Source organism: Micrococcoides hystricis, assembly GCF_042434215.1.
GTDB classification, from domain to species: Bacteria; Actinomycetota; Actinomycetes; order Actinomycetales; family Micrococcaceae; genus Micrococcoides; species Micrococcoides hystricis.
On the sequence record NZ_JBHLUB010000029.1, the window covers coordinates 174141 to 195090 of the forward strand.

General features: G+C 60.1%; 15 protein-coding genes. 11 read left to right on the top strand and 4 right to left on the bottom strand.

Annotated elements, in window-relative coordinates; all coding sequences use genetic code 11:
• Nucleotides 1–28 precede the first annotated feature (28 nt).
• Together ACFFFR_RS07740 and ACFFFR_RS07745 are read right to left on the bottom strand one after the other, a co-directional pair.
• Entirely contained in the window at nt 29–2728 is a 2700-nt protein-coding gene (locus ACFFFR_RS07740) for a helix-turn-helix transcriptional regulator (RefSeq protein WP_377459303.1), read from the bottom strand.
• 195 nt (nt 2729–2923) lie between these two features.
• Nucleotides 2924–4198 (bottom strand): glycosyltransferase family 2 protein, encoded by a 1275-nt coding sequence (locus tag ACFFFR_RS07745; protein WP_377459304.1) that lies wholly within the window; start codon nt 4196–4198, stop codon nt 2924–2926.
• 359 nt (nt 4199–4557) lie between these two features.
• On the opposite strand from ACFFFR_RS07745, the gene ACFFFR_RS07750 reads away from it, so the two are divergent.
• From ACFFFR_RS07750 to ACFFFR_RS07780, 7 genes are all read left to right on the top strand, one after another.
• Complete coding sequence (locus tag ACFFFR_RS07750; RefSeq protein WP_377459306.1) at nt 4558–5904, top strand: nucleotide sugar dehydrogenase; 1347 nt, start codon at nt 4558–4560, stop codon at nt 5902–5904.
• 12 nt (nt 5905–5916) lie between these two features.
• Nucleotides 5917–6933, top strand: coding sequence for an NAD-dependent epimerase/dehydratase family protein (locus tag ACFFFR_RS07755; protein WP_377459308.1), 1017 nt, complete (start codon nt 5917–5919; stop codon nt 6931–6933).
• 31 nt (nt 6934–6964) lie between these two features.
• Nucleotides 6965–8416: a polysaccharide deacetylase family protein gene (locus ACFFFR_RS07760; RefSeq protein ID WP_377459310.1), complete on the top strand. Its 1452-nt coding sequence runs from the start codon at nt 6965–6967 to the stop codon at nt 8414–8416.
• 53 nt (nt 8417–8469) lie between these two features.
• Nucleotides 8470–9615: a trans-sulfuration enzyme family protein gene (locus ACFFFR_RS07765; protein WP_377459312.1), complete on the top strand. Its 1146-nt coding sequence runs from the start codon at nt 8470–8472 to the stop codon at nt 9613–9615.
• 18 nt (nt 9616–9633) lie between these two features.
• Nucleotides 9634–9972 (top strand): DUF2516 family protein, encoded by a 339-nt coding sequence (locus ACFFFR_RS07770; RefSeq protein ID WP_377459314.1) that lies wholly within the window; start codon nt 9634–9636, stop codon nt 9970–9972.
• Nucleotides 9973–9987: 15 nt separating this feature from the next.
• The gene (locus tag ACFFFR_RS07775) at nt 9988–10737 is read left to right on the top strand and encodes a phosphoglyceromutase (RefSeq protein WP_377459315.1); all 750 of its coding nucleotides are present in this window, start codon (nt 9988–9990) and stop codon (nt 10735–10737) included.
• Nucleotides 10738–10851: 114 nt separating this feature from the next.
• Nucleotides 10852–11442 (top strand): nucleotidyltransferase family protein, encoded by a 591-nt coding sequence (locus ACFFFR_RS07780; protein ID WP_377459317.1) that lies wholly within the window; start codon nt 10852–10854, stop codon nt 11440–11442.
• Here the strand turns inward: ACFFFR_RS07780 and ACFFFR_RS07785 are convergent.
• On the bottom strand, nt 11409–11912 hold the full coding sequence (locus ACFFFR_RS07785) for a hypothetical protein (protein WP_377459318.1): 504 nt from the start codon (nt 11910–11912) through the stop codon (nt 11409–11411). The genes ACFFFR_RS07780 and ACFFFR_RS07785 overlap by 34 nt on opposite strands.
• Nucleotides 11913–12078: 166 nt before the next feature.
• On the opposite strand from ACFFFR_RS07785, the gene ACFFFR_RS07790 reads away from it, so the two are divergent.
• Nucleotides 12079–13488 carry an 8-oxoguanine deaminase gene (locus tag ACFFFR_RS07790; protein ID WP_377459320.1) on the top strand — a complete coding sequence of 470 codons (1410 nt, stop codon included), beginning with the start codon at nt 12079–12081 and terminating at the stop codon, nt 13486–13488.
• A 352-nt stretch (nt 13489–13840) separates the two neighbouring features.
• On the opposite strand, the gene ACFFFR_RS07795 is transcribed toward ACFFFR_RS07790, so the two are convergent.
• The gene (locus tag ACFFFR_RS07795) at nt 13841–15424 is read right to left on the bottom strand and encodes a nucleobase:cation symporter-2 family protein (RefSeq protein WP_377459321.1); all 1584 of its coding nucleotides are present in this window, start codon (nt 15422–15424) and stop codon (nt 13841–13843) included.
• Between the two features lie 454 nt (nt 15425–15878).
• Between ACFFFR_RS07795 and ACFFFR_RS07800 the strand changes: the two genes are divergently transcribed.
• From ACFFFR_RS07800 to ACFFFR_RS07810, 3 genes are read left to right on the top strand one after another with little or no spacing between them, the layout of a single operon-like run.
• Nucleotides 15879–17033 carry an XdhC family protein gene (locus ACFFFR_RS07800; RefSeq protein WP_377459323.1) on the top strand — a complete coding sequence of 385 codons (1155 nt, stop codon included), beginning with the start codon at nt 15879–15881 and terminating at the stop codon, nt 17031–17033.
• An 8-nt stretch (nt 17034–17041) separates the two neighbouring features.
• Complete coding sequence (locus ACFFFR_RS07805; RefSeq protein WP_377459325.1) at nt 17042–17962, top strand: FAD binding domain-containing protein; 921 nt, start codon at nt 17042–17044, stop codon at nt 17960–17962.
• Nucleotides 17959–20757 (top strand): molybdopterin-dependent oxidoreductase, encoded by a 2799-nt coding sequence (locus tag ACFFFR_RS07810; protein WP_377459327.1) that lies wholly within the window; start codon nt 17959–17961, stop codon nt 20755–20757. Before ACFFFR_RS07805 ends, ACFFFR_RS07810 begins: the two co-directional genes overlap by 4 nt.
• The last annotated feature ends 193 nt before the right edge of the window (nt 20758–20950 follow it).

The window sequence follows — 20950 nt, forward strand, 5'->3', positions numbered from 1 at the left end:
CGTTTATCGCTGGGCTGCGGCCCGGTGGTTACCGGAAGTGGGTGACCGATTCGCCCCGCGGGTTGTGCTCGCGCAGCTTGTGGAGCAAATGGGTGCGGTTGCGGACCTCGAGTTTCCGGAACAGCTGAGTTAGGCGGTGTTCGACGGTGCGCTGGGACAGGAACATTTCGGTGGCGATCTCCCGGTTGGTCCAGCCTTGCTGTAGCCGCTGGACAATCTGTTTTTCCTCATCCGTGAGCAGATTGAGCACCGAATTATTTAGCGAGTCACTGTTCTCCTCAGCCTCATTAACGGAAGGCATCATGTAGGCGGCTTGGCGCTCCCAGCCGACAGCGCCGATCGAGGAGAACAAGCGCAACGCTATGCGGAAGTCACGCTGAGCCCCTACCGAATCGTGCAGGAAGTTACGGGCCAGACCCAGCAACATGTGCAGTCTGCCCAGCTCGAACTCTTTCATCTGGTGCTGCATCGACTCTAGGATTCGGGTCAACTGCGCCAGCGCTTCCTCCGGTGCCCGGGTCAGGGCTTCAGCACGCAGGAACCGATACGAGGAGAGCAACTTGTCCCGGAACACCCCGTCGGTGTCGATGCGTTCCAAAATGGTCCGTGCTTCCTCGCGCTGACCGCGCAGGACTTTGATCTCCACCAGGGAGCAAATGATCCGGACCGCGGAGGCTGAGGTTGTCGACTCCAAATGGTTGAACGCCGCTTGCAGGTGAAATTCGGCTGTTTCCAGCCTGCCAAAGGACAGCGCGTAGTCGGCCTCCAGCGACAAGATGCGGGCAATCTGGTCCGGACTGTAATAGTGGTGCTGTTTCGTGAGGGCCTTCGCGATGTAACTGCGGGCCGTCTCCGGGTGATCCTTCTCGAACCAGTACCACGCGATGAAAGTTTCCGGCAGCGGAGAGATCAGCTGAGCGGTGGGCCCGTGCAAGATCAACGATTCAACGGCCTTGATGGCAGCCGAATAATTCTGGTCCCCGAACTCAATTTCGGTACTGATGATCTGGCACATGCTGTCGGACAGCCGCGGCAGATGCGGCAGCGCATTGCCCTGCAGGGGCGCAACCACATTGCGGGCCTCCTCGAACATACCGACCTCGGCCAAGGCCGACGCCAACGCAATCGCGCCGAAAGTGTGACCGGCAAGACTGTCCTGTTTCTGCCACTGCTCGTACGCCTGCTGAGCGCCGATCAGATCATCCTGGGCCTTGATCATGATGTAGCGCATCATGGACAGCCGTTCGGCGTACTCGGTCGACTGCGGAGCGTTGTACGTGCGCAGCAGTGACTTGGATTCTTCCAAGTGCTGCAAGGCCGCTTCTTTGCGGTAATGCAGGGCCAGGCAGGACGCCAGTTTCAACTGCAGCAAGGCCGCGGATTGGGGTGCGGTGTCCCGGTGTTCGGTGACTGCAGCCACGATGCTGGTCTCGTCAATGGGGGTGCCGATGAGACTGGATATATCGAGGCAGTAGCCCATCATGTACAACTGCAGTTCAGCACCAGGGTCGCACCCGATCACGTAGTTCAGGTAGCGGCGGGCCCAGTCCAGCTGCACCCGCTCGAACAGGCCTTTGACGATCTCGCGGAATTCGTCGAGTGCCTCCGTCTTATGCCCGAGCACGTGCGCCAATTGGTTCTCGATGATCTCGATGCCGAAGTCGATGTGACCTTGTTTGATGAGGCCGGCAGCCGTCCGATAAGCCTCCCGGGGATCGAGGTCGTCGGAGACACTGAGCTCGTGATACTTCCGCACGAGGAAATGCTCGGTGACCCGGGCCAGGCGCAACTGGCGCTCTTTACGTAACTTGGTTGGCTGCTGCCAGAACAATTCGTTGCGCAGAATCTGCGAGGGCATCGTCAAAAAGGTGCCGTGCTGTTGGAGCAGTCCCTTCGTCAGCAGATCCTGGACGGTGTCGGCGCCGCCATCGGTGACCTCCTCGATCGCGGAGGCCTCCACCATCGGAGCCAACGCGCAGTAGGAAAGGGTCTCCAATTCCTGCGTGTAAAAGCACTGTTCGTTGAGCTGCTGCGCGAATGAGGGACGCAGCACCGGCCGCAACGGAAGCGTGAGTGGGTCCAGACCGGTGAGCTGGCCTTCGGATGCCTCCCGCAATTGTTCCCGGAAATAGCGGGCATTGTGATCGGAGCGCTCGAGCAAGACTCGCAAGACAACCGGGCTGGTGGCGGGCCGTTGTAATTCCACGACTAAAGCTTCAGCGTCTGCGATACTGAACGGCGGAATCCGCAATTCGCGCAGCAAGGACCAAGCCGTACCCTGAACTGAATTTGCCGAGGTAGCCACGATCTTGAACCGGTCCGGCATCAACTGGGTCACCAAGACGCTGATCACCTGTTGGCTGGCCTCATCCATCAGCTCGGCATCATCGATCAGCAGATAAAGATTCAGCGGCAAGACTGCTTCCAGTCTTGTTTGCAGTTGACCGGCGATCGTAAAACAATCCACGGCAGTAGGAGACTCAGAGCTGTCCCAGAGTCCATCCGTGTGTCGGGCGTATCTGCCGAATAAGAGTCGGACACCAGAGAACGGCAACTCGCGGTGCTGCGGGCTGCTGCGTGCAAGGAGGAATTCTTCGGAGCCGAAGCGTCGGCTGATGCGGTTCAAGACATGCGTTTTGCCGCTATCCGGGTCCCCCAGAATCACAACTCCGGGCTCCTCGCGGAGACATTGACAGATACTCTCGATGAATTCTGTGCGCGACTGCATGGTGGGGGTCCTCTCTCGAGCAGAAGACGAGTGAACAACGGGGACGCGTCGACCATCGTCTACGAATTCCTGAGGTAGGAACTCGTTGCGCGCGCTGTAACGAACAGAACCGTAGGTTACTGGCCAGTTACGGAACGTGCTCTAATTATAAGCGCGCTGATGAATAAGTGGGTGATGTGGTGGAAATATGAATTTCTAGGCGGCAACCACCTTTCGGCGCTCTGGGCTTACCCACTGGCCGGTTGAGACGCTCTGGCCGAGGGCCTTAATGAGAGCGCGCAGCGAAAGGAAAGCATCGACGAACCGAATCAACGGGAAGAAGGGTGCGAGCAAGAGGAACTTCCAACGCCCGGTGATGGCGGCCGCAAAACAGGATAGGAGCAGGTCCGGAATCAAGATTCCGACGACCAGCACCAAGAGGGCAACGGTCCAGTTTGGTTCAAACAGCGGGAACTGGCTGGCGAAAAAGTCCGGGAACAGTACCCAGGCCAGGCCCGCGAGCACCAGCAGCGGCAGGATAAAGCAGAACATGAACGCGCTGGAGACAAGCTCAATGCAATATGCCCAGACGCTAATCCAGAACTTTCCACGCAGACTGGCGTGCTTGCGCACGGTCTGCCAGAAGCCCAAGGCCCAGCGCAAAACCTGCTTGCGATAGTCGCGCAGATTGTCCGGGTCCTGGGTGAAGGCGACCGCGGCCGCCGGGTGGAACTCAATCCGTCCCAGCTTCTTCTGCTGGATTTCAAACGTCATGTTGAAATCCTCGATGACCAGGCCCGGCGCCTGAATGTCTATCAAGGGCAGGATTCTGGAACGGTACATGCTCGCGAACCCGGGGACGATGTTCACCACATCGATTCCGCGGGTGGCCTGCCCGTACTTCACGAGTCGCTGTACAACCTGGTAGAGGCGCTCGCGGTAATGCGTGAAGAGATTGGCGAAAAAGCCGTGCGGTGCAGGATCAAGCTGCGTGCGGGCACATGCGGCAACCGCAACGACATCCGGGTCAGCAAAGACGGGCAAACCTGTTTCAAAGTAATCCGGGGCAAGCTCGGTGTCGGCATCTAGGAAAAGGACAACCTCGAAGTTCCGGTCAAGTTGAAAATGCTCGATGCCGGCAGCTAGCGCGCCAGCCTTCCCGCGGTTGGGGTTGAGATCCAGGACGTTCACCCCGTAGCTGTGGGCGATCTGTGAGGTTGCATCGGAAGAGCCATCAGAGACGATGAAGACTTGGTCGGCCGTGACGTGTTGAAGCGCCGACCGGATGGTGTTTTCGATGACTGCTTCTTCGTTATGGGCAGCAGTTAGTACCGCGACATCGGAGAGTTTCGGGCAACCGGGATGGCTAACCATCAGTGGTAATCGTTTCGCCAAACCCGGCTCTTGCACGAGCCGAGTCGCGCCAACGATGGCCCAGAAGGTGGTTGTTAACCCCATCAAGACCACCGTCATGATGATAACGGTCAGCACTTTTGATGCCCCTATCGCTTTTCCGTGAATAACTAACTTATGAGTAGCTGTCGGGGTGCGCAGTCCCCCTCTCTTATATTGAACCCATTTCGGCAATAACACATAGAAAAAGACAATACTGTGCGGTTAACCGCAAAGCCCCCGCTAACCGTTGCGGCATCGCGTAGTAAGTATAGAAAACTCTCGAAATCAGGGTTTTGTCTGTTGGACGATCGATATGAATTAAAACTCACTGGTTGGTTTCCCCCACTCGGATGCCAGCCGCTTCTAACGGCGACGCAGAACTAGGGGTTGTTGATCCGCTTTGATCCGCGACTAGTACGTGCACTTGCCGAAGCCATAAAACTTGGAGGGGATCCATGTCGGTTGATCACAGCCCGATTGCGCTGCGCGAACGCGCGACGCATAGGCATGCCCGGAAACATTCTTCACCGAACGGAACAAGCCCACGCTTCGACTTCGACATCGCCATCGTGGGTCTGGGGTACGTCGGTCTACCGACCGCCTTGGCGCACGTGCACAGCGGCAAACGAATCCTCGGCTTCGAAGCCAGTTCAGCCCGCGTGCAAGCCATCAAGAACCACGAGGTCGACCTGCTGCCCTCGGATCAGCAACGTCTGACCGAAGCCTTGGAAGGTGAGAATTTCGAACTCACCCTCGACCCAGCGCTACTCGCCACGGCAGAGTCTGTTGTCATCTGCGTGCCGACGCCAATCGATGAAAACGCCATCCCAGATCTGAGCATTCTGCGCTCCGCCTGCGAGACAGTCGTCAACCACGCCGTTCCCGGCCAGATTCTGATCGCCACCTCCACCACTTACGCAGGCTGCACCCAAGACTTCCTCGTGAAGCCGCTTCAGGACCGCGGTTTTACGGTAGGCAAGAACATCTTCGTCGCTTTCAGCCCTGAACGGATCAACCCTGGGGTGGCAGACTTCGCGATTGAAGACGTGCCCCGCGTCGTCGGTGGCTTCGACCAAGCCTGCCAAGAAAAAGCCGCAGAGGTTGTCGGTGGCTACGGCGGCAGCATCCACGCGGTCGACTCCCTCGAGGTTGCCGAGATGAGCAAGCTGATGGAGAACACCTTCCGTGCGGTCAACATCGCCATGGCCAACGAATTTGCTGAGGCGTGCCGGGTCTTGGGCTTGTCCGTCCAAGACGTGATTGAAGCTGCCGATTCCAAACCCTTCGGATTCATGAAGTTCATGCCCGGACCCGGTGTGGGCGGTCACTGCATTCCGTGCGACCCGCACTACTTACTGTGGCGCATGCGCAAAGAGCATGTGCGCCTACCGGTCATCGAACAAGCCATGAACAGCATTGCGCAACGTCCGACGGCGGCCGTGGAACGCTGTGGGCAGCTCCTCGCCGAACGCGGCATCGCGCTCAAAGACGCAAACGTGGTGGTCGTCGGCTTGTCCTACAAGCCCGACGTCGCTGACTTACGCGAATCACCGGCCCTACAGATCATGGAGCGGCTGAGCTCATTGGCAGGCCGAACCACCTACGTCGATCGATTCTTCCCAGATCAGGTCATCAACAACGGCCGTGAGTTCGTGCACTTCCACGAACCCGTCCACGGCACACCAGACTTGGTCTTTCTGAACACCGTGCACCGGGGGACTGACCTGAGCTGGATCCCAGAGTCCGCCGTCGTCCTCGATGCCACCTACACCCATTCCAAACCGAACGTTTACCCTCTCTAGGAAGAACTCACCGTGAAGAACTTCATTACCGGCGGTGCCGGATTCATTGGCTCACACCTGAGCGATTACCTGCTCTCCCAAGGACAAGAAGTCGTCGTCCTCGATGACCTGTCCACCGGAACCTTGGCGAACCTTGAACAAGCGCTGAAGAACCCGAACTTCACCTTCGTCGAAGGGGACATCTTGGACCGGGAGTTGGTGGCCAAGCTCGTCTCCGAGTCAGATCGCGTGTTCCACCTAGCCGCCGTGGTGGGCGTGAACCTGATCGTGGATGAACCGTTGCGCGGTCTGCGCACCAACATCCACGGCACCGAATCCGTCCTCGACGCCGTCCGGGAACACCCACGCCCGCTCCTGCTTGCCTCCACGAGCGAGGTCTACGGCAAGAACACCGCCGACGCCCTCCACGAAGGATCAGACCGCGTCCTCGGCGACCCGCTGAAGTCCCGGTGGACCTACGCCGCAGCCAAGGGCATCGACGAGGCTTTCGCCCACGCCTACTGGAACCAGTACGGGGTAGAAGTCTCCATCGTTCGCTTCTTCAATACCGTTGGCCCGCGCCAGACCGGCCGTTACGGCATGGTCTTCCCGAACCTCGTCGGCCAAGCCCTGACCGGCCGTCCGCTGACCGTCTTCGGTGACGGCCTGCAGACCCGCTGCTTCTCCTACGTGCATGACATCGTGCCCGCCATGGTGAAGATTCTGGAAGACCCACGCTCCCGCGGCCAGGCCTACAACTTGGGCGGTGCCCAAGAAATCTCCATCCTTGAACTGGCCGAGCAGATCATTGCGCAGCTGGGCTCCGCCTCAGAGATCACCCTGGTTCCTTACGATCAGGCTTACGGTCCAGGGTATGAGGACATGCGCCGCCGTGTACCGGACAACTCCAAGTCGCACGAGCTCATCGGGTTCGTTCCGAACACCGGGGTTGCCCAAATCATCGATGCCGTGGCAGCAGACTTGCGTGCCCGTGCTCAAGATCAGACTAGTGGGGTGCCGCAAGGCGTGTTGAGCCCGACCCTGTCCTAACGGACGGGCTCAACACGCCTGCAGGAGATACATGTCAAGGAAGCCGTTTTCAAAAAGTCGTCTAGCCCAAGGGCTCGCCACCATCGCGGCGGTGCTCTTGGGGCTAGGCGGGTTCTTCGGGCTGGAACACATCATGACCGAAGACCACGCAGACGCCCAAGAGATCGAGGCTGGGCTCAATGAGCGCAACCAGCTGGTCTCTGGGCACCGCGCGCCCAAAGCCGCCGCGCTGCGTCCGATAGAAGACGATGTCCCCGTGGTCTCCATCACCTTCGACGACGGCAACACCTCAAACGCCCGAGCCGGACACATCCTGCAAAAGCATGGTCTGACCGGGACGTTCTACATCATCTCGGCCTTCCTAGAAACCCCGAACTACCTCAGCCGTGCCGAGCTGGACCAACTGGTCAGCGACGGTAACGAAATCGGCGGACACACGCTCCACCACCGGCCGCTACCGACAGTCGACGCAGCCGAGGCGCGCCGCCAAGTCTGCAACGACCGGGACAACCTGCTGGCCTGGGGGTACGAAGTCACGAGCTTCGCCTACCCGGAAGCCGAATCTAATCAGGCCATCGAAAAGATCGTTGAAGACTGCGGGTACAACAGTGCTCGCGGACTCGGCGGGGTTCGCACGAAGGATGGTTGCGAAAACTGCGTCGACAGCGAATCCTTCGAGCCGGAGAACCCCTACCGCACCAAAGCCCCTGCCATGGTGACCAACCAGTGGTCGGTGGACTACCTCAAAAAGGTTGTCCGCAAGGGCGTGGAAGATGGCGGCTGGACGCAACTGACCTTCCACGACTTCTGCACCGACAAAGAAGAATGCAACTTGATTTCGTGGACTTACGATGACTTTGAAGACGTCGTTCGCTGGCTCGCCGAAGAAGAAAAGGCCGGCAAGCTACAAGTCCGCAACGTCAACGAAGTCATGACTGGCAAGATCCAAGACTCCCGGCCCAGCACCCCACCGGCCCAACTGGCCGAAGGCGCCGAACTGGTCCATAACGGTGACTTTGAGTCCACAACCCAACGAGAACGGGAACCGTTCCGGTGCTGGGAAGTCGTCAACTTCGGTAACAATACAGTCACCAGCAATGCCGGAAAGGTGGGAGTCAACGGCAGCAACGGCATGGAATTCACCGTGGCGGACTACCGCTCAGGGGACGCCAAACTGTTGACCAAACAGGATGCCGGCGAATGTGCCCCGGAGGTTGCACCCGGGAAACGCTACCGCCTTGCCGCGGACTACACCGCAGATGACATCACCCAGTTCTCCGTCTTCCTCCGCGGGAACCACGGCCAATGGGTGTACTGGACTTCCTCCACAAAATTCGCGCCCACGGACGAGTTCTCCCGGGCCGAATGGATCACCCCAGAGATCCCCGACGGTTATGACGCCATCAGCTTCGGCTTGGCCATAACCGGCGAAGGTAAGCTCCGGGTCGACAACTACTCAATGCAGATCCCCCCAGAAGAGTAGTCGTCACCCGGGTAAGGGCGCGGCGGGTACCTGAACGGGCGTAGGATCAAAGCGTGAAGAACGCTCAAGATTTCTCTGCCCAGACCTTATTGGTCACAGGTGCCCGCCCGCGTCCGGTAACTAACGCGCCGCTGAATGAGCCGGTCGTGTTCTCCTCCACGTTCGTTGGAACCGGCTCAGACTCCGGCGAGGAACGAACCTACGGCCGCTACGCCAACCCCAGCTGGGACGGTTTTGAAGACCTGCTCGGCCAGCTGGAAGAAGCCACCAACCCCGCCATCCTCTTCTCCTCGGGCATGGCCGCGGTCGCAGCGCTCACCGCGCTCGTCCCATTTGGCGGTACCGTGGTGGTCCCACGCCACGCCTACCAAGGCTCCTTAGTGCTCTTTAGACAGCAGGAGGAAGCCGGCGCCATCAAGCTCAAGAGCGTTGATATCACCGACACCCAAGCCACCATCGCGGCCCTCGACGGCGCAGACCTAGTGCTCTTGGAGTCGCCGACGAACCCCATGCTGGAAATCGCAGATCTGGCCGCGCTGCTACGTGCAGCCCGCGAGGCCGGCATCATCTCCGTGGTGGACAACACCTTCAACACCCCGCTGAACCTGCGTCCTCTTGAGCTGGGCGCCGATGTCGTCGTACATTCGGTCACCAAATACTTGGCCGGGCACTCGGACGTCATCCTCGGCGCCGTGCTGACCAGCAACGACGAGTTGTACGCCAAAATCCGCAACCACCGCGCTCTGCACGGCGCTATCGCCGGACCCATGGAGTCCTTCCTCGCCCTGCGCGGCATGCGCACGCTGGCCCTGCGGCTTCGGGCCGCCGAAGCGAACGCACTCCAGTTGGCCGATTTTCTCAGCCAGCACGAACGGATTGGCGAGGTCCGGTACCCCGGTTTGCCCAGCCACCCGCAGCACGAGCTCGCCACCGAACTGCTGGGCGGCTACGGGGCCATTCTGACCGCGACCATTAACCCGCGTCCGGGCCAAAGCCTTGTTGCCGCGGCCGATGAATTCATCGCCGCATTGCAGCTGTTCACCCCAGCCACCTCACTAGGCGGGGTCGAGTCGCTCGTCGAACGTCGCCGCCGGCACCAAGGCGAACCCGAGTCCGTGCCGGAGAATCTAGTGCGGATCAGCGTCGGCATCGAAAACGGTGCAGAGCTTGTTGCCGATGTCGCCGCTGCGCTGGAGTGAATGTTCTAGGCTAGAGACATGATGAATATCTCCGGCCCCTTCCTGCTAGCGCTTCAGGCCGAGTACTGGCTGAATGTGCTACTCAGCCTCGTGGTGATGATCATGGCCGTGTGGGCGTTTGTCCACGCGGCAAAATCCCACGCTCAAAACTTCGTCGTCAGCGGCAAGAGAACCAAGAACTTCTGGTTGGGCCTGACCGGGGCGTCAGCGGCAGTCATGTTGCTGATGATCTTCGGCGCCATGCTGCCGTTCGGGATGCTCTTCCAGCTGGCCGCAGCCTGCGTCTGTGGCGTCTATCTCGCCGGTGTTCGGCCAGAGGTCAGCGGTCCGAAACAAACCGGATATTACGGCTTCTAGAAGTAGGATAGGAACATGGCTGAGACTTACAAACTGATCCTGCTGCGGCACGGTCAGTCCGAATGGAACGAGAAAAACCTCTTTACCGGCTGGGTAGACGTCCCGTTGACCGAGAAGGGCCGCAACGAAGCTGCCCGCGGTGGCGAACTGCTCAAAGAAGCACAGTTGCTCCCAGATATCCTGCACACCTCGCTGCTCAAGCGCGCCATCACTACGGCAAACCTGGTGTTGGAAAACGCGGACCGGCAGTGGATCCCGGTCAAGCGCAGCTGGCGCTTGAACGAGCGTCACTACGGGGACCTGCAGGGGAAAAACAAAACCCAAGTACGTGACCAGTACGGTGACGAACAGTTCATGATCTGGCGACGTTCCTACGACACCCCGCCGCCGCCATTGGCTGACGATTCCGAATGGTCACAGGCCGACGACGAGCGCTACGCCGATGTCACCGACGCACCACGCAGCGAATGCCTCAAGGATGTCGTGGAACGGCTCCTGCCGTACTGGGAAGAACAAATCGTCCCAGATTTGAAGGCCGGCAAGACTGTCCTCGTCACGGCCCACGGTAACTCCCTGCGGGCCCTGGTCAAACACCTTGACGGTATCTCCGAAGAAGACATTGCCCAGGTCAACATCCCGACCGGTATCCCGCTGTACTACGAGCTGGACTCCAACCTGAAGCCGATCACCCCACGCGGGAAGTACCTCGACCCGGAGGCAGCTGACGCAGCCATCAAGGAAGTCGCTTCACAAGGAAAGAAGTAGGCCCCTCTGCGCTGGGCAGAGCCACAGCAACGAGTCCCCGTCGTGTTCGCCAAGTGCCGGCTGAACGCGGCGGGGATTCTTTCTCTCGCCCAACAATTGTAGAAACCATCCACCATGATCGCAGTCATTCTCGCGGCCGGAGCAGGCCGGCGGCTCGGCAAAGGCCCCAAAGCACTCGTGCAACTCGGGCACAGCACTTTGGCCGAACGGGCCACCGCCACCGCCATTCAGGCCGGTCTGACACCACTGGTGTTGGCCGCTCCGCAGGTTGCTGATACGCTCCGGACATTGCTGGCCCCCGACGCCGACGTCCAAGCGGTGCCCGACCATGCCAGCGGAATCTCCGCTTCGATAAAGCAAGCAGCCCGCAGGCTGCACCAGGCACATCCACACGAACCGGTCATGCTCTGGCTGGTCGATCAACCCGGCATCACCGTTGACGTCATCAAGCGCATCAGCGCAGCCCATCAGGCCGGCACCATTACCCGGGCCAGCTACGAGGGAGTGCCCGCCCACCCGGTCCTCTTCGACCCAGGTGATTTCCAGCAAGCGGCGGAGTCTGCCACCGGCAACGTGGGGGCCAAAGAATTCCTTCGGATGCACCGGCACCGGGTCACGCTCATCGAATGCGGGGACATCGGCAGTGCCGCGGACCTCGATACGGCGGAGGACTACCGACGCTGGGCAGAAGCGTTCGAAGCCTGATCCATCAGATCCGTCGTCACATCCCACACCATGGAGATACACCGACGGCGCAGCGGTGCCACCGCCAACACGGCCAGATCGGCCAGCTCGGCGAACCGCTCATCCTCTGCCCACACGGCCGCAGTTTCGGCCGGAACAGTGCCCTGCCGAACTCTCACCAGCGTCTCAAGCACAGCAGAAGTCTCAGCTAACGGCGCCAGCTCCAGCGCCTCAGCCAGCAAAGACGCCGCAGCCCGGCTGAGCTGACAGCCCTCGGCGATCCCGCGCAGCTCAATCGTCCCGTCCCGTTCACGCAGCTCGACCTCGACGCGGTCACCGCAGCTGGGATTCACGCAATCCCGCAGCAGGATTTGCTCCGGGTCCTTCATCCGCCACGCGGCCTCCAGCCCGGGCACATGAGCCCCATGGTGGGCGATCAATTCCAGCAGCTCGGCTTTGTCCATGTTCGCCAGTGTAGTGAGCCAGCCCACCAAATTCCTAGACAACCGCCCGCAGCTGGCGTAAGCTAGATCACTGATTGGGACACCAATCTCCTGGATCAGCAGACAGGATTAAGACTGAGCTGGCGGTGCACGCCGGCTCTTTTTTATTGGACCGGCCGCAGGCACCGAATCAACTGGAACCTACGGAGGCAACATGACTCTCACAGCACCTGCTGAAAACAACACAGGCCAAAAACAGCGCCCCCTGTGGATTCGCAACCCGATCGCGACCTTCACCGCAGCCGGACCGGACCAAGATCAGGCGGCCGCCAACGGACTGGTCGTCGACCGCACCACCGGGACCATCCTCGAACTGGTACCAGCAGGTGCCGAGCCCCAGACCCCCGACTGTGAACGCTTCGACGCCAGCAAATACGTGCTGATCCCAGGGCTGGTCAACACGCACCACCACTTCTACCAAACCCTCACCCGGGCGTGGGGGCCGGTCGTCTCGGTACCGCTCTTCCCGTGGCTGGTCAACCTTTACCCGGCGTGGGCACGCCTCACACCGGACGCACTGCAATTGGCGACGACGGTCGCCATGGCCGAACTCCTGCTGTCCGGCTGCACGACGGCTGCCGACCATCACTACCTTTTCCCAGATGGGATGGAACACTCCATCGACATTCAGGTCGCAGCCGCCCAAGACCTGGGCATGCGAGCCATGCTGACCCGCGGTTCAATGAGCCTGGGGGAGAAGGACGGCGGGCTGCCACCGCAAGAAACCGTTCAAGAAGCCGCGATCATCCTCGAAGACAGCCAACGCTTGGTCGAGAAATACCACGAACGTGGCGCCGGTGCCCGCATCCAGATCGGGTTGGCGCCTTGCTCACCGTTTTCGGTGACGCGGGAAATCATGCGAGACACGGCAGAGCTCGCAGCCGAGCTCGATGTCCGTCTGCACACACACTTGGCAGAAACGATCGATGAAGAAGACTTCTGCCGGGAAATGTTCGGGTTGCGCACCGTTGACTACCTCGAATCCGTCGGCTGGCTGCACGAAGGCACCTGGTTGGCCCACGGCATCCACTTCGACGACCAAGAGATCCAACGTCTCGCCGCAGCCGGCGTGGGTGTGGCCCACTGTCCCGCATCAAATATGCGGTTGGCATCCGGGATCTGCCGGGCCATCGAACTCGAAGACGCCGGCGCGCCGGTCGGCATCGGTGTCGACGGGTCCGCCTCCAATGACGGTTCAAACCTCATGCTCGAAGTCCGGCAGGCCATGCTCATTCAGCGCCTTAAATATGGCGCCGAGGTCGTCACCCCTGAACGTGTTCTAGGCTGGGCGACACGTGGCTCGGCTCAACTGCTGGGACGCGGCGACTTGGGCACCCTGCAGGTCGGCCAACAGGCTGACCTGGCGCTATTCAGTTTGGATGACATCCGCTTCTCCGGCTCCCACGACCCAGTGGCCGCGCTTCTGCTCTGCGGGGCAGACCGGGCCGATTACGTCATGGTCGGCGGCAGCTGGCGGGTGAGCGATGGACGGATCAACGGTCTGGACATGGAGTCCTTGCTGAGCGCCCACCGCGCAGCCGCCAAGGAGCTCGTGGACTTCTAACTGCCTTCCAAGGTCTAGCACTTCCTAACTCCACACAAAGCTCTCGGATGAGACCCCGTCCGGGAGCTTTGTCGTGCCCAAAATCAATTGCAAATCTCAAGCAACCGCTCTCCATATACAAGAATTATGATTCGTGCTGTCTCGTTTTACCTCTGTGTGTGATAGCTCGCGAGGCGGTGGTGTTGTGTGGCGGTCACGAACCCGCGTGAGGCTGTCTAAGTGGAAGAAAAGTTCTAATAAAGCATTCGAATACTCACCAGGGGTAACTGTGGACCAAAGGGCAGCAAAAGGCCGCTGCGCCGACCAGATTGAACCGGTCGATGCAGCGGCCCAGCTGCTTGAGGGGCCGCGGTTAGCGGCTGTCCTCGGACTCTTTCACCTTTTGCAGAACCTGATAGATCTGCGCGGTGTCCGTTACTTCCCCGGAGTCGATGTGTGCCTGCACCACGGGCGCGTGCTCTTCCGGCACCAGTGGAATCTCCTCGCCGTCGCAGTCCACGAACTTCCCGTCGATGAAGACATCGCCTTCCTCGAGGCTCTTCAGATTCGTGGGGGTCAGGTAGCGGATGGGCTTGGCTGCAAAGGTCGAGGGGTTCTCCGAGTTGCCCACCAGTAGTTCGTTGAACAGCAGGTTCAGCAGGATCGCCATGATCGCGGCAGAGGAAATACCAGACTCAAAGATGGTGCGGTACCAGTCTGGGAAGCCGGCCCAGAACTCGGGCGAGACGACCGGGATCATCCCGAACGTCAATGAAACCGCGACGATGATGAGATTCATGCTATTGGTGAAGTTCACCTTCTGCAGGTTACGGATACCGGAGGCGGCAACCGTCCCGAAGAGAACCAAGCCCGCGCCGCCCAGAACCGGCAACGGCACGGCGGCCACAATCTGACCGACCACCGGCAGCAGTCCCAGCAACATCAGAATGGCCCCGGCGGCTGTCACTACCCAGCGGCTGCGCACCCCGGTAATCGCGACTAGGCCTACGTTGGCGGCGAATGCGGTCTGGGTGAAGGAACCGAAAACCGGGGCGATGCTCGAGGAGAGCATATCGGCACGCAGCCCATCTGCGATGCGCTTTGAGTCAACGGGGGTGCCCACAATCTCGCCAACCGCCATGATGTCTGCGGTGGTTTCGGTCATCGTTACCAGCACCACGATCAGCATGGAGATGATGGCCGCAATCTCAAACTTAGGCAAACCAAAGGCAAAAAACTCCGGCAGTGAGAAGATGGCGCCTTGGCCGACTTCTGAGAAGTCGGTTTGGCCCATGAAAAACGCCGCGACAGTACCGATTACTAAGCCTAGAAGGATCGATAGGCGGGAGAGGGAAGCGACGCCAAGTTTGGAGAGCGTCAAGACGATGGCCAGCGTTAAAAAGCCGAGACCGATGTTGGTTAGCGAGCCATAATTGTCCGTGGCCGGGTCGCCGCCCATCACCCAATTCACCGATACCGGAACTAGGATCAAGCCAATAGCTGTGATGACGGTTCCGGTGACAACCGGTGGAAAGAAACGAATAATCTTGGCGAAATATTTGGCCAAGAAAATGCCTAGCACGCTGGCCACGATCGTAGCCCCGAAAACCGTAGCTAGATCCCCGCCACCGGCAAGAATCGCCAAGATCGGCGCAACGACGGCGAAAGAGACGCCCTGAACCAAGGGCAACTTGGCCCCGAAGAAGGGGAGGCCGGCCGATTGCAGCACGGTGGCGAGCCCGCCAATGAATAGGCATGCTGTGACGAGGCTGACGGTCTCAGTCTGGTTTAGGCCGGCAGCTGTTGCGACGATGAGCGGCACGGCGATGATGCTGCCGTACATGGTCAGCACATGTTGGAAGCCGTAGGCGCACGTCTTGCCCAGCGGCAGGCGCTCGTTTTCAGGCCTCTGCGGCGGATTTTCGCACGCGGCAGGTGCAGATTTGAGGTTTTTCACGGGGTTTCCTCCCAAGATCTGTGAAAACTCATCCCAGCTGACGGGTGCGCGATCAATCCATGAAGCTGGCGACGAAGTATGCGGCGACGCGCTAGAGATCAGCACGTCATGTTCGATTGTTCTGATATCGACGGGTACGCCTTGAGAGTGGCCCATCGTCGCATATTTTTCACAATGCGGAAGTCGAGTTCCGCTTGGTGTGATGAATACTACACGTACGTCAAGACGGCTTGTCAAGGATTGTCTTATTTTGATCTTGCGTGACGCACTTCACTTCATGTACTGTTGGAGGTAACCAGCCTAGGCGGGTCCACCGTAAGGACTATCTACCGGGCGTTTTGAAATATAAACCCTGGGTTTCCTTGTCGGACCAGCTTAGGCTTTTTGTTGCCTTCGCAACGCCATAGCTCAAGCAGTGCTCCTTGGACACCCACATCGTCACAAGGAGGATCCAATGCTTGACCGTTTGGAAACCTACCTCCCTCAACTGCAGCAGCCAGAGCAGTGGGCCGTGGCCACCGTCATTTCCACCAGCGGTTCGGCACCACGTGCCGCCGGAGCGTCCATGTTGGTCCACGAAAGCGGCCGCTGCGTCGGCTCGGTATCAGGTGGATGTGTTGAGGCTGCAGTCGTCGATGCTGCCATGACAATGCTGCAGACCGGCGCCAGTGAGGTCATCGAGTTCGGCTATAGCGACCACGACGGTCTTGGTGTCGGCCTCACCTGTGGCGGAAGCCTCGAGGTGCACATCCAGCCGCTGAGCGCGCTGCAGAACATCCTGCCAATCCTCATCGACTACGCCAGCCGAGACAACCACCCGGTCGCCCTGGTTCAGTCCGTGCAATCAGACAGGCAGCACATCCTAGAACTGGTTGATTTGTCCGAGCCCGTCGATCATTGGCTACTGTGCCAGCTGCCTCGGCGCACTCAACAACAGGTCCGCGCCGCCCTGAAATCAGGCACGAACACAGTGGTGCCGTTACTCGTCGGTGACGACGAAGACTGCCAACCAGATGGTCGCCTCGTCATCCAGACCCGGCTCAGTGCACCCCGGCTGCTCATCTACGGAGCAAATGACTTCGCGGCTGCGCTGGCCGCAGTCGCTCGCCCGCTGGGCTGGCACATTACTGTCTGCGATGCACGTTCACTTTTTGCCACCGCGGCGCGCCAACCACACGCCCACGAAGTCGTGGTGGAAACCCCGGTGACGCATCTGCGGCGTGAATTCGCCACCGGTGCGATAGACCCGCGTACCTCCGTTGTGGTACTTGGTCACGATCCCCGGTTCGATCTGGAGATTCTCGTCGAGGCCCTGAGTCTGCCGTTGAGCTATGTCGGAGCCATGGGTTCACGCAAAACCCATCAGAAACGAGTCGAAGACCTGCTGAAACTCGGCCTTGACGAGTCAGCTTTGGGTCGACTGCATTCACCAATCGGACTCGACATCGGCGCTGGAAATCCGGCCGAAATAGCCATCTCCATTCTCGGCGAGATCATCGTCAGCCGGAACTCTGCGAGCGCAGAGCAGGATCAGCCTCTCGTGCAGATCCAACACCTCAAAGACACCCGTGGGCCGGTCCAGACCCGGACCCCTGCAGCACGAAAGTAATCAGCACCATGGATATGACCTGCGTCAACGAGATCGTCAGCACGGCGGACCCGAACCAGTGGCAACCCGGAGATGCCTGGCTGGCAGGTGGTACCGTCTTGTATTCCTACGGCATCGACTTGCAGATCGGTCGCCCCAAACGCCTTCTTGACCTGCACGCTGCCGGGTGGCCAGCACTGGAGTGGGACGGGCAGCGCCTACGCATTGCGGCAACATGCAAGGTAGCCGAGCTCTACCGTTTGGGTCGGACCCCGGAGCACGTTCTCGCGGAGCTGACGGGCCAGTTACCCCAGCATCCCGGCCTGGACTTGATCGCCCCCTGCTGCGACAGTTTTGTGGCCTCGTTCAAGATCTGGAACATGTCCACAGTCGGCGGCAACGTGGCGACAGCGCTGCCGGCAGGTCCCATGACGTCCTTGTTGGCAGGGTGGGATGCTGTCGCAGAAATTCACGCCCAAGACGGAGCCGTCCGCCACCAACCCGTGGCCGAAGTCGTCACCGGTGAAGCCAAGCACACCCTGAGCAACGGCGAGCTCATCCGAGCCTTTGACATCGATGCCGCAGTGCTGCAACAACCCAGCGCATTCCGCCGCATCTCCCTGACCGAACGCGGTCGTTCCGCGGTCCTGCTAATCGCCAGAGATATCGGAGACAGGATCATGCGGCTGGCCATCACCGCAGGCACCGTCCACCCGATCATGGTCGACATTCCCATCGACGCAGTGGACCCAGCCGAGCTGACGGACCTCATTGACGAATACGTGCCACACAATGCCTGGACCACAGATATTCACGGAGCACCGGCATGGCGGCGAGCGATGACCGCCAGACTCACGCAAGAGCTCATCGAAGAACTATTTCCCGGCACCATCCCGGACGCCGCCGACCGTGACTCCGGGGACATCACCCTCAAAGGAGCCAACTCATGACGACCGAGCTGCACAACCAGCAAGTCACCGTCGATGGTGAACCCATCGCGCTGACTGAAGACACCGCACCGGCACCGGGCCAATGCCTGCGTAACTGGCTCCGCGATCGAGGCCGCACCAGTGTCAAGAAAGGCTGCGACGGCGGCGACTGCGGGGCATGCACCGTCCACGTTGATGATGAGCCGGTCCATAGCTGCCTCTACCCGGCCCACCAGGCCGCAGGTAAATCCGTCACCACCTTGCAGGGTCTGGGCACTCCGGAACAGATGCACCCGATCCAAGAAGAGTTCCTCAACGCCGGTGGTTACCAGTGCGGCTTCTGCACTGCGGGATTCATCATGACCACTGCGGCGCTAACGGAGCAGGACAAGGAAAACCTGCCCCGAAGCTTGAAAGGGAATCTGTGCCGCTGCACCGGCTACCGGGTGATCGAAGACGCGATTGCCGGGCGCACCAACGTCTCTGAACCGCACGGTGGGGTGGGCTCCAGCGCCCGTCCACCTGAGGGCGTCGGGGTGGTCACCGGGACCGTTCGATACACCATGGACATTTCACCCGAAGAGTTGCCCTCTGCCCTGCACTACGGCGTCCTCGTCCGCTCAACCATCGCGTCAGGGAAAATCACGTCGATCGATACGAGCAAGGCTGAGGCCGAACCGGGAGTCGTCAAGGTCTTTACCTATCGAGACGTACCGGAGACGAGATTCTCCTCCGGCCAACACGAGATCCGCGAAGACGACCCGGACGACACCCGCATCTTGGATGACGTCGTGCGTTTTCACGGTCAACGGGTGGCCCTTGTCGTGGCCACTTCCCAGCGTGCCGCTGAACGCGGTGCCCGATTGGTCGAGGTTGAGTATGAGACGTGGAGGCCGAACTTTGATCCGGAAAAAGCGCTGCAAGCCCCTGCGGTGCACGGTGACAAGACAGCCGAAGCCTCACGCATCATGGATCCGCAACGGAACCTGCTGGCAGAAATCGACCACGAGATTGGTGATGTGGATGCGGCGTTAGCCAACTCCGCTGTCACCCATGAAGCCATCTATCAGAGCCACCGCATCAACCACGTCGCCCTCGAAACACACGGAGCCATCGCTTGGCTGGATGAGGAACGACGATTGCGGGTGCGCACAAGCTCCCAAGTGCCGTTCCTCGTACGACGAACGCTGGCCTACATTTTTGAGCTGGCGAAGGAAGACATCCGCGTCGTCAGCGAACGCGTTGGCGGCGGCTTCGGATCCAAACAGGAGGTCCTTGTCGAGGACGTCGCTGCGCTCGCGGCCCTTGATCTGGGAGTGCCGGTGAAAGTCGAATACTCCCGTTCTGAAGTCTTTGCCGGGACCACCTGCCGTCACCCCTTCCGAATTCGAGTGCGCGCCGGCGCGGATGCGCAAGGAACACTGACCGCCATCGCGGTGGATGTCCTCTCCGACACCGGTGCCTACGGCGGGCACGGGCCGGGCACCCTGTTCAACGGGTGTTCGACCCCCATCAGCGTGTACCGGTGCCCCAACAAGAAAGTCCAGGCCAAGGTGGTCTACACCAACAACATGCCTTCTGGGGCATTCCGCGGATACGGCCTGACCCAGCTGACGACCACCATCGAATCAACCATGAGCGAACTCGCGTTCCAATTGGGCATGGACCAGTTGGAGTTCCGCCGCAAGAACGTCATCACCGAGGACGATGAAATCATCTCCTACACCGACGAGCAGCCTGCCGAACTGAAAGTCGGTTCCTATGGTTTGGGCCAATGCTTGGAACTCGTGCGTGACGCCTTCGCCCGAAGTAAGGAGCGTTACGCGAAGGATGAAGCCGCCGGGCTGATCCAGCCGCTCGGTCCAGAATGGGCTGTCGGTGAGGGCGTTGCGTTGAATATGCACGAAACCATTCCGCCCTTTGGCCACATCGCGTATTCGAAGGTTCGGTTGTTGCCCAGTGGCAACTACCAAGTGGACGTCGGCACTGCAGAGTTTGGCAACGGAACATCGACAGCCCACGTGCAGCTGGCCGCATCCACGCTGAACACTACGACTGACCGGATTCACCTGCGTAAATCAGATTCGGACATTGTCGAGCATGACACCGGCGCCTACGGGTCGGCTGGGGTTGTGGTCGCGGGTAAGGCAACCCACCAGGCGGCCACCACCCTGCGCGGTAATCTGCTGCAGGCCGCTGCCGACATTTGGGGTGTGCCACCCAGAAGCTGCCAACTCATGGAAGACCACATCGCCGGCCCGGATGGCCAACGGATCGAATTGAGCCAAGTCTGTGAGCAGGCACCGGATGCGTGTGAGGCCGATGGCTTCTCGGACGGGATGGACATCTCCGTGGCCTTCAACGTTCACGGATTCCGGGTAGCGGTCAATCGTGAGACCGGTCAGGTGAAAATCTTGCAGTCGGCCCAAGCGGCTGACGCCGGCGTGGTGGTGAACCCGCACCAATGCCGCGGCCAAGTCGAAGGCGGCGTAGCTCAGGCCATCGGTGCCGCGCTGTACGAACACATTGACATTGATCAAGAAACCGGGGAAGTGACCACCAACATTCTGCGGCAGTACCACATCCCAACCTACGCGGATATTCCACGAACCGAGGTCATGTTCGCCAAAACGGAAGACAGCATTGGTCCGGCCGGTGCTAAATCCATGAGCGAGTCCCCGTATATCCCGGTCACGGCCGCGATGGGCAACGCGATTCGCGACGCCATCGGCATTCGGCTGACCAAGCCGCCGTTCTCGGCGGACACCATTTTTGCTGCCCTGCAATCGGGTCTGATCCTTTACCCGAATGAGTAGGCAGCAAATAGTCCATCGCCGTTGAAATTTGAGAGTGACAACGGCATCCCCATGATGGATGGAGTCTAGTGGCGTCTTTCCCAGCGCGATGAGGGAGGGCGCCACTAGCTCTGTTTAACCAGCGTGGCTGTGGATAACTGAACATGGGCTGCGAGCGGTCTCGCTAGGGTGAGGGCAATCTTGCACCACTGAA